19 protein-coding genes are annotated in these 9,278 nt (G+C 40.1%); all 19 read left to right on the top strand.

Annotated features, from left to right (window positions below):
• Positions 1-13: 13 nt before the first annotated feature.
• Positions 14-382, top strand: a complete 369-nt coding sequence (gene rplN, locus G532_RS0110630) for a 50S ribosomal protein L14 (protein ID WP_027964805.1) — start codon at positions 14-16, stop codon at positions 380-382.
• 33 nt (positions 383-415) lie between these two features.
• A complete protein-coding gene (gene rplX, locus G532_RS0110635) occupies positions 416-727 on the top strand; it encodes a 50S ribosomal protein L24 (RefSeq protein ID WP_027964806.1) in 312 nt (103 codons plus the stop codon).
• A gap of 26 nt (positions 728-753) precedes the next feature.
• Entirely contained in the window at positions 754-1,293 is a 540-nt protein-coding gene (rplE, locus tag G532_RS0110640) for a 50S ribosomal protein L5 (RefSeq protein WP_027964807.1), read from the top strand.
• Between the two features lie 28 nt (positions 1,294-1,321).
• The gene (locus tag G532_RS0110645; protein WP_027964808.1) at positions 1,322-1,507 is read left to right on the top strand and encodes a type Z 30S ribosomal protein S14; all 186 of its coding nucleotides are present in this window, start codon (positions 1,322-1,324) and stop codon (positions 1,505-1,507) included.
• A 30-nt stretch (positions 1,508-1,537) separates the two neighbouring features.
• Entirely contained in the window at positions 1,538-1,936 is a 399-nt protein-coding gene (gene rpsH, locus G532_RS0110650; RefSeq protein WP_027964809.1) for a 30S ribosomal protein S8, read from the top strand.
• Between the two features lie 31 nt (positions 1,937-1,967).
• Complete coding sequence (rplF, locus tag G532_RS0110655) at positions 1,968-2,504, top strand: 50S ribosomal protein L6 (RefSeq protein ID WP_027964810.1); 537 nt, start codon at positions 1,968-1,970, stop codon at positions 2,502-2,504.
• A gap of 32 nt (positions 2,505-2,536) precedes the next feature.
• A complete protein-coding gene (rplR, locus tag G532_RS0110660; protein ID WP_027964811.1) occupies positions 2,537-2,899 on the top strand; it encodes a 50S ribosomal protein L18 in 363 nt (120 codons plus the stop codon).
• 24 nt (positions 2,900-2,923) lie between these two features.
• Entirely contained in the window at positions 2,924-3,427 is a 504-nt protein-coding gene (gene rpsE / locus G532_RS0110665; protein WP_027964812.1) for a 30S ribosomal protein S5, read from the top strand.
• Positions 3,428-3,440: 13 nt separating this feature from the next.
• Positions 3,441-3,623, top strand: coding sequence for a 50S ribosomal protein L30 (rpmD, locus tag G532_RS0110670; protein WP_027964813.1), 183 nt, complete (start codon positions 3,441-3,443; stop codon positions 3,621-3,623).
• Between the two features lie 28 nt (positions 3,624-3,651).
• Positions 3,652-4,092 (top strand): 50S ribosomal protein L15, encoded by a 441-nt coding sequence (rplO, locus tag G532_RS0110675; RefSeq protein ID WP_027964814.1) that lies wholly within the window; start codon positions 3,652-3,654, stop codon positions 4,090-4,092.
• On the top strand, positions 4,092-5,384 hold the full coding sequence (secY, locus tag G532_RS0110680; RefSeq protein ID WP_027964815.1) for a preprotein translocase subunit SecY: 1,293 nt from the start codon (positions 4,092-4,094) through the stop codon (positions 5,382-5,384). Before rplO ends, secY begins: the two co-directional genes overlap by 1 nt.
• 41 nt (positions 5,385-5,425) lie before the next feature.
• Complete coding sequence (locus tag G532_RS0110685) at positions 5,426-6,079, top strand: adenylate kinase (protein WP_027964816.1); 654 nt, start codon at positions 5,426-5,428, stop codon at positions 6,077-6,079.
• Positions 6,076-6,822, top strand: coding sequence for a type I methionyl aminopeptidase (map, locus tag G532_RS0110690; RefSeq protein ID WP_027964817.1), 747 nt, complete (start codon positions 6,076-6,078; stop codon positions 6,820-6,822). The genes G532_RS0110685 and map overlap by 4 nt, the downstream gene beginning before the upstream one ends.
• 16 nt (positions 6,823-6,838) lie before the next feature.
• Positions 6,839-7,177, top strand: a complete 339-nt coding sequence (locus G532_RS0110695; RefSeq protein ID WP_027964818.1) for a KOW domain-containing RNA-binding protein — start codon at positions 6,839-6,841, stop codon at positions 7,175-7,177.
• Positions 7,155-7,373, top strand: a complete 219-nt coding sequence (infA, locus tag G532_RS0110700; RefSeq protein ID WP_017185218.1) for a translation initiation factor IF-1 — start codon at positions 7,155-7,157, stop codon at positions 7,371-7,373. The genes G532_RS0110695 and infA overlap by 23 nt, the downstream gene beginning before the upstream one ends.
• A gap of 34 nt (positions 7,374-7,407) precedes the next feature.
• On the top strand, positions 7,408-7,521 hold the full coding sequence (gene rpmJ, locus G532_RS0110705; protein WP_027964819.1) for a 50S ribosomal protein L36: 114 nt from the start codon (positions 7,408-7,410) through the stop codon (positions 7,519-7,521).
• A gap of 24 nt (positions 7,522-7,545) precedes the next feature.
• Positions 7,546-7,911 carry a 30S ribosomal protein S13 gene (gene rpsM / locus G532_RS0110710; RefSeq protein ID WP_027964820.1) on the top strand — a complete coding sequence of 122 codons (366 nt, stop codon included), beginning with the start codon at positions 7,546-7,548 and terminating at the stop codon, positions 7,909-7,911.
• Positions 7,912-7,936: 25 nt separating this feature from the next.
• On the top strand, positions 7,937-8,335 hold the full coding sequence (gene rpsK / locus G532_RS0110715; protein ID WP_027964821.1) for a 30S ribosomal protein S11: 399 nt from the start codon (positions 7,937-7,939) through the stop codon (positions 8,333-8,335).
• Between the two features lie 175 nt (positions 8,336-8,510).
• On the top strand, positions 8,511-9,278 hold a 768-nt coding region (locus tag G532_RS0110720; RefSeq protein WP_027964822.1), incomplete at its 3' end, for a DNA-directed RNA polymerase subunit alpha.

Here is a 9,278-nt window from a genome sequence, read left to right on the forward strand (position 1 = left end):
AGGTTACAATCGTATGATTCAACAAGAGAGTCGTTTAAAAGTTGCTGACAACTCTGGTGCTCGTGAAGTACTAGCGATTAAAGTGCTAGGTGGATCTGGACGTAAAACCGCTAATATCGGTGATGTAATCGTTTGTTCAGTAAAACACGCAACACCAGGTGGCGTTGTCAAAAAAGGTGAAATAGTTAGAGCAGTAATCGTACGTTCAAAGAGTGGAGTACGTCGTAAAGATGGTTCTTACATTCGTTTTGATGAAAATGCGGCTGTCATCATCCGTGATGATAAAGGCCCACGTGGAACTCGTATCTTCGGACCAGTAGCAAGAGAGCTACGTGATAATAAATTTATGAAGATCGTTTCCTTAGCTCCAGAAGTATTATAAATGAGAATGCCTTGTTAAGGAGGTGCGCGAATTATGCATGTAAAGAAAGGCGATAAAGTAAAAGTAATTTCCGGTAAAGATAAAGGAAAAGAAGGTACTATTTTAGAATCATTTCCTAAGAAGGACCGTGTATTGGTAGAAGGTGTTAACTATATGAAAAAGCACACTTCCCCTTCACAGGATAACCCACAAGGTGGAATCTTAAATCAAGAGGCCCCTATTCATGTTTCTAATGTAATGCCTATGGATCCAAAAACTGACGAACCAACTCGTGTAGGGAATGAGGTTCGTGACGGAAAGAAAGTTCGCATAGCTAAGAAATCAGGTGAACCTTTAGATAAATAGTCTAGCGATGAAAGGAGGGCTACGTGATGAACCAATTGAAAAAGCAATATAAAGAAGAAGTAGTTCCAAGTTTAGTAAATAAATTTGAATATAGTTCTGTAATGCAAGCGCCAAAAGTAGAGAAGATCGTAATCAACATGGGTGTTGGTGACGCTGTTCAAAACTCAAAAGCTCTTGATAGTGCAGTTGAAGAATTAACATTAATTTCCGGTCAAAAACCAACAATCACTAAAGCGAAGAAATCCATCGCAGGTTTCCGTCTACGTGAAGGTATGCCAATCGGTGCGAAGGTAACATTACGCGGAGAGCGTATGTATGAATTCCTTCAAAAGCTAATTGCTGTATCACTCCCACGTGTTCGTGACTTCCGTGGTATTTCATCAAAAGCTTTTGATGGTCGTGGTAACTACACACTAGGTGTGAAAGAACAATTAATTTTCCCGGAAATTGATTACGATAAAGTAAGCAAAGTTCGTGGTATGGACATCGTAATTGTAACGACTGCTGATACAGATGAAGAGGCTCGTGAATTACTAGGCCAATTCGGAATGCCTTTCAAGCAGTAATCGTTTGAAATAATAAGGAGGGAAAATAGTGGCTAAAAAATCAATGGTTGCGAAACAACAACGCAAACAGAAGTATCAAGTACGTGAATATACTCGTTGTGAACGTTGTGGACGTCCACACTCTGTAATTCGCAAATTTAAGTTATGCCGTATTTGTTTCCGTGAATTAGCGTACGAAGGACAAATTCCAGGCGTCAAAAAAGCTAGCTGGTAATCCCGAAATGGGAAAGGAGGTAATGATCAAATGACAATGACAGATCCAATTGCAGATATGCTAACAAGAATTCGTAATGCAAACATGGTACGTCATGAACAGTTAGAAGTACCTGCTTCTAAACTGAAACAGGACATTGTTGATATTTTAAAACGTGAAGGTTTTATTCGCGATTACGAATATATTACAGACAGTAAACAAGGTGTTTTACGTCTATTCCTTAAATATAGTTCAAGTGAAGAACGTGTTATTTCTGGAATTAAAAGAATCAGTAAACCGGGCTTGCGCGTATATGCGAAATCAGATGAGATTCCACGTGTACTAAACGGACTTGGTGTAGCTGTAGTATCTACTTCCAAAGGTGTTTTAACGGATAAGGAAGCTCGAGAACAAGCAGTAGGCGGCGAAGTGCTAGCTTACATTTGGTAATAACTATCGTGAAGTCAGGAGGTGTAAAGGAATGTCTCGTGTAGGATTAAAAGTATTGGAAATTCCAAACGATGTTGAAATTAAAATCGACGGTACGCAGGTTACAGTTAAAGGACCAAAAGGTGAATTAACTCGATCTGTTCATGAAGATATGAAAATTAATGTTGAAGATAATGAATTAACAGTTGAACGTCCAAGTGAAAACAAAGAACACAAGTCATTACATGGTACTACGAGAAGTAACATCGGAAACATGGTGGAAGGTGTTACAAAAGGTTTTGAGAAAGCTCTTGAAATCCGTGGTGTTGGTTACCGTGCTTCCATGCAAGGTAACAAGTTAGTTGTTAACGCTGGATATTCTCACCCTGTTGAAATTGATCCATTAGATGGTGTTCAAGTGGAATGCCCTACAAACACTAAAGTGGTTGTAAAAGGAATCGACAAAGAGAAAGTCGGAGCAGTTGCGGCAAACATTCGTGCTATTCGTACACCAGAACCTTACAAAGGTAAAGGTATTCGTTACGAAGGTGAACATGTACGCCAAAAAGAAGGTAAGACTGCTAAATAACATCCGTTAAAAGACAGAAAGGAGTGACCTAAATGATTACGAAGCAAGATAAAAACGCTACTCGTAAAAAGCGTCACAGTCGCGTACGTCGTAATTTAACAGGTACATCTGAGCGTCCTCGCTTAAACGTGTACCGTTCAAATAAGCACATTTACGCACAATTAATCGACGATGTTGCTGCTAAAACATTAGCACAAGCGTCTACACAAGACCCTGAATTCAAAGCTGAATCTACAGGTAATGTAGAAGCTGCGAAACAAGTCGGCGAATTGATCGCAAAGCGTGCGGTAGATAATGGTTATAAATCAGTAGTATTTGATCGTGGAGGCTATTTATATCATGGTCGTATACAATCTCTAGCTGAAGCTGCTCGCGAAGCAGGCCTAGAATTTTAATAGACTGACAAAGGAGGGAAATACATGCGTACAAATATCGATCCGAGCAAACTAGATTTAGAAGAACGCGTAGTAACAGTAAATCGTGTATCTAAAGTTGTAAAAGGTGGTCGTCGTTTCCGTTTCACAGCACTAGTTGTTGTTGGAGATAAAAATGGTCACGTAGGTTTCGGTACTGGTAAAGCACAGGAAGTACCTGAAGCAATTCGCAAAGCTATTGAAGACGGTAAAAAGAACATGATTCGTGTACCAATCGTTGGTACGACAATTCCACACACAATTCATGGTGAATTCAGTGCTGGAAACATCTTGCTAAAACCTGCTTCTGAAGGTACTGGTGTAATCGCAGGTGGACCAGTACGTGCGGTATTAGAATTAGCTGGTGTTCATGACATCCTATCAAAATCATTAGGTTCAAACACACCAATCAACATGGTGCGTGCTACAATTCAAGGATTAAGAGAACTAAAGTCAGCAGAAGATGTTGCGAAACTTCGCGGCAAATCAGTTGAGGAACTGTTAGGATAAGGAGGGATATATTATGGCTAACAAATTAGAAGTTACCCTCACTCGTAGTGTGATTGGTCGTCAACAAGGCCAAAAGGACACGGTAAAAGCATTAGGACTAAGAAAGATCAGTCAAACTGTAGTTCATGAGGATAATGATGTGATTCGTGGAATGATTAAGAAAGTATCCCATTTAGTTGAAGTTAAAGAAGCGTAACGATTAACGTATAGAGGAGGTGCTCGCAATGAAACTTCATGAGTTAAAAAGCGCTGAAGGTTCTCGTAAGAAGCGTAATCGTGTAGGACGCGGTATGGCTACTGGTAATGGGAAGACTTCAGGCCGTGGACACAAAGGTCAAAAGGCACGTTCAGGTGGCAAAGTCCGCCCAGGTTTTGAAGGTGGCCAAATGCCTTTATACCAACGTCTTCCAAAGCGTGGTTTCACTAACATCAATCGTAAAGATTATACAGTAGTGAACCTTGAAACATTAGATCGTTTTGACGAAGGTACAGAGGTAACACCAGAATTACTACTAGAGACAGGCGTAATCAGCAAAGTGCAAGCAGGAGTTAAAGTACTAGGTAAAGGTAGCCTAGATAAAAAAATGACTGTAAAAGCGCATAAGTTCTCTGCTTCTGCTAAAGAAGCAATCGAAGCTGCAGGCGGTCAAACTGAGGTGATTTAATGTTCCGCACATTAGGTAATTTAATGCGCGTGGCTGACATTAGACGAAAGATCCTATTTACCCTTGCAATATTAGTCGTTTTTAGATTAGGAACGTTTATTCCTGTTCCATTCACTGATAGGGAAGCATTAACAATGATGGATGAAGTCAATGCGTTTGGTTTTATTGACACATTCGGAGGCGGAGCCTTAAGTAACTTCTCCGTATTTGCGATGGGTGTATTCCCATACATTACTGCAGCTATTATTATGCAGTTACTTCAGATGGACGTAGTTCCGAAATTTACGGAATGGCGTAAACAAGGGGAAGTCGGACGTCGTAAGCTTGCTCAGTTTACGCGTTATTTCACAGTGATTCTTGCATTCATTCAAGCAATTGGTATGTCAGTTGGTTTCAACTACATGACAGGCGCAGAATTGATTAGTGACCCTAACCTGATGACTTATTTGATCATTGCAATAACACTAACAGGTGGAACCACTTTCTTAATGTGGCTTGGTGAACAGATCACTGAATATGGAGTAGGAAACGGGATTTCAATCCTAATTTTTGCTGGTATTGTAGCTGCAATACCAAATGGCTTGAACCAGATTTATGAACAGTATATTTCTGGAGCTGGAGATCAGCTATTTCTTAACTTAGCGGTATTAGGGATTATCCTTGTTGTGGTAATTGCTGTGATCGTAGGAGTTATTTTCATCCAGCAAGCATTACGTAAAATCCCGATTCAATATGCAAAAAGAACGGTTAACCGTTCACCAGTTGGAGGACACTCCACGCACTTACCGTTAAAAGTAAATGCTGCAGGGGTTATCCCAATCATCTTTGCAATTTCCTTCATTATCGCACCTCAGACAATAGCAGGATTCTTTGAAGGGAACGAATTGGCGTCAACAATTCAGTGGATTTTTGATTATACAGAGCCAGTAGGTATGGTAATCTACTTCACTCTAATCATTGCATTCACGTATTTCTACACATTTGTTCAGGTTAATCCAGAACAAATGGCAGATAATCTACAAAAACAAGGTGGTTACGTTCCGGGAATTCGTCCTGGTAAGAATACAGAAACGTATTTAACACGCGTAATGTACCGATTAACGTTTGTAGGGGCATTATTCTTAGCTGCTGTATCACTATTCCCTATTATTTTAGGAAGCATTGCAGATTTACCGGCTGCTGTACAAATTGGTGGAACAAGTCTACTAATCGTAGTTGGTGTTGCTTTGAATACAATGAAACAGTTAGAGAGCCAGTTAGTGAAACGTCACTATCGCGGTTTTATTAAGTAATATAGCTCTTGATAAACGATTCTGAGAGCGAGGGGAAAATAATGAATCTAATTTTGATGGGATTGCCTGGTGCCGGTAAAGGTACTCAAGCAGAAAAAATCGTAGAAAAATATGATATCCCTCATATCTCAACTGGAGATATGTTCCGTTCTGCTATTAAGGAAGGAACACAATTGGGACAGGAAGCAAAATCATACATGGATCAAGGGGATCTAGTCCCTGACGAAGTAACAATTGGTATTGTGAAGGAACGTCTTAGTAAACCAGATTGTAGTAAAGGTTTCTTACTAGATGGATTCCCACGTACAGTTGCTCAAGCAGATGCACTAGAGAACCTGCTAGATGAATTGAATACGAAGCTTGATTATGTGTTACATGTTCAAGTTCCTGAAGAAAAATTAGTCGATCGTCTTACGGGACGTAGAATTTGTCCAGAATGTGGAGCAACGTATCATGTAGAATTCAACCCTCCTAAAGTAGAAGGTGTTTGCGATCATGATGGCGCGACTCTTATTCAACGAGAAGACGATCAACCTGAAACTGTCAAAAATCGTTTAAGCGTAAATATGGAACAAGCGAAACCGTTGTTAGATTTCTATAGTCAAAAAGGATATCTTGTTGAGGTTAATGGCGACCAAGATATTAATCTTGTCTTCGAACAAATTGATGAAAAAATCGGGGGATTAGCTAAATGATCATCCGTAAAACGCCAAGAGAGATAGAGATCATGCGTCATGCAGGGAAGATTGTTGCCTTAGCTCATGATAAAATGAAGGAGAGCGTCAAACCTGGAATTACAACAAATGAGTTGGACCAGATTGCAGAAAAATTCATACGTAGTATGGATGCGACTCCTTCTTTTAAAGGGTATAATGGATTCAGTGGTAGTATTTGTGTATCAGTCAATGAAGAACTTGTACATGGCATTCCAAGTGACCGCAAACTCAATGATGGAGATATAATTAGTATCGATATCGGTGCAAATTATAGTGGTTATCATGGAGACTCGGCCTGGACGTATGCTGTAGGTGAAATTGATGAAGAGACACAGAGATTACTTGATGTGACAGAAACTTCACTGTTTAAAGGTTTAGACGCTGTTAAACCGGGAAATCGATTAACAGATATCTCATACGCTATCCAGTCTTATGTAGATCCAACAGGGTTTACAATCGTACAGGAATATGGAGGGCATGGGATTGGTCAAAACCTTCATGAGGATCCGCATATTTCGAACTTTGGCCCCCCTAACAAGGGACCGCGTTTGAAAGAAGGAATGGTATTAGCAATTGAACCGATGATCAATGCAGGAGAACGCTTTGTTCGAACATTAGATGATAATTGGACGGTTGTTACCGAAGATGGTAAGTATTGTGCCCATTTTGAGCACACTGTTGTAGTGACAGCTGAAGGTTATGAAATTCTAACGAAAGCTTAAGTGAAGGTGATGACGATTGAACGATGGAGAATCGGGAAGTCCAAAGCTCGGACAATTAGTTAAAATTAAACAGGGTCGTGAAATGGATCAATTTGCGATCATTATTGACATCGTTGATGAGAAGTTCATTCTTCTAGCTGACGGTGAAAAGCGTAAATTTAACAGGCCGAAGCGCAAAAACCTTCATCATGTGAAGTTAATTGATTATGTTTCAGAAGAGGTTGAGTCTAGTCTCCAAGAAACTGGTCGAGTAACAAACGGAAAACTTCGCTTCGCAATATCAAAATTTGTCAACGAATGGCTGACAGATTGGAAGAAGGGAGATTCTCTCGATGGCGAAAGACGATGTAATTGAGATGGAAGGAACAGTCCTTGAGACTTTACCTAACGCTATGTTTAAAGTAGAGTTGGAAAATGGACATGAAATCCTTGCACACGTATCTGGCAAAATTCGCATGCACTTTATCCGTATTTTGCCGGGAGATAAAGTTACGGTAGAGATGTCACCTTATGATTTATCACGAGGACGCATCACATACCGCTATAAATAAGATTAGACTCCGATCTAAAAGGAGGTAGGCAAAAGTGAAAGTAAGAGCATCCGTAAAACCTATTTGTGAAAAATGTAAAGTTATCCGCCGTAAAGGTAGAGTAATGGTAATTTGCGAAAACCCTAAACACAAACAAAAACAAGGATAATTTTGAAGGAGGTGCAATGCACGCATGGCTCGTATTGCAGGTGTAGATATTCCGCGTGAAAAACGTGTCGTTATCGCATTAACTTATGTATATGGTGTTGGACACACAACTGCTGAAGATGTACTTTCAGATGCAGGAGTGGATGGGAACACGCGAGTTCGTGACTTGACGGAAGAAGAGTTAGCGAATATTCGTAAAGCAATGGATCAATACACAGTCGAAGGTGACCTTCGTCGTGAGCAATCTTTAAACATCAAGCGTTTAATCGAGATTGGTTCTTACCGTGGAATCCGCCACCGTCGTGGATTACCAAGTCGTGGTCAGAAGACAAAGAACAACTCTCGTACACGTAAAGGTCCACGTCGTACAGTGGCTAATAAGAAAAAATAAATGATTGAAGGAGGTATGCTAAGCCATGGCTCGTAAAGGTAAAACAACTACGCGTAGAAAGCGTCGAGTGAAAAAGAATATAGAATCTGGTGTTGCACACATTCGTTCAACATTTAACAATACGATTGTGACAATTACAGATGATAACGGAAATGCTATTGGTTGGAGTAGTGCAGGTGCTCTAGGATTTAGAGGATCTCGTAAATCAACTCCATTCGCAGCACAGATGGCAGCAGAAGTAGCGGCGAAAGCAGCACAAGAAAACGGCATGAAAACTATTGAAGTAAATGTTAAAGGTCCTGGTGCTGGCCGTGAAGCAGCTATTCGTTCATTACAAGCTGCAGGTCTAGAAATCACTGCAATCGTTGATGTTACACCAGTACCACACAATGGTTGCCGCCCACCAAAACGTCGTCGTGTTTAATAGAAGTATATAATTTGTCAGTCCGTCTATAATGGGATATGATAGCTTAAAATGATTTTGCACGGTTTTCCGGGTAATTCGTTCCGCGTTTCAGACGTGGGACCTCACCCGTTTAGGGAAATTCGGTGGCTAGTTAGTCATCGAACTTTCGACGTTTTGAAGGAGGGTTTTGTGAATGATTGAAATGGAAAAACCAAAAGTTGAAACAATCGAAGTTAGTAATGATGCTAAATTCGGTAAGTTTGTAATCGAACCATTAGAGCGTGGATATGGTACAACAATGGGGAACTCCTTACGTCGTATCTTATTATCTTCTCTTCCTGGTGCAGCAGTTACTTCAGTGCAAATTGAAGGAGCTTTACACGAGTTCTCTACGTTAGATTACGTAGTAGAAGACGTTACTACAATCATCCTGACACTTAAGCAGCTAGCGCTTAAGATCTATTCAGAAGATGAAAAAATGTTAGAGCTTGATGTACAAGGTGAAGGTAAAGTTACAGCGCGTGATATTCAACATGATAGTGATGTTGAAATCTTAAACCCTGATTTAGAGATTGCTACTATTACTGGGAAAGGGAAGCTCAGCATGCGAATCTTTGCAGAAAAGGGACGTGGTTATCGTCCAGCAGATGCAAACAAGCGTGATGATCAACCAATTGGTGTTATTCCAGTAGATTCAATCTTTACTCCAGTTCAGCGTGTCACTTACCAAGTAGAAAATACACGTGTTGGTCAAGTTACAAATTTCGATAAACTAACATTAGATGTTTGGACGGACGGAAGCATTCGCCCAGAAGAAGCTGTTTCTTTAGGTGCGAAAGTTTTCACTGAGCATTTAAATGTTTTTGTTGATCTAACAGACGAAGCACAACACGCAGAAATCATGGTCGAAAAAGAAGAAGATCAAAAAGAAAAAGTGTTAGAAATGACAATTGAAGAATTG

Source organism: Halalkalibacillus halophilus DSM 18494 (assembly GCF_000423105.1).
In the GTDB taxonomy this organism is placed as follows: domain Bacteria; phylum Bacillota; class Bacilli; order Bacillales; family Alkalibacillaceae; genus Halalkalibacillus; species Halalkalibacillus halophilus.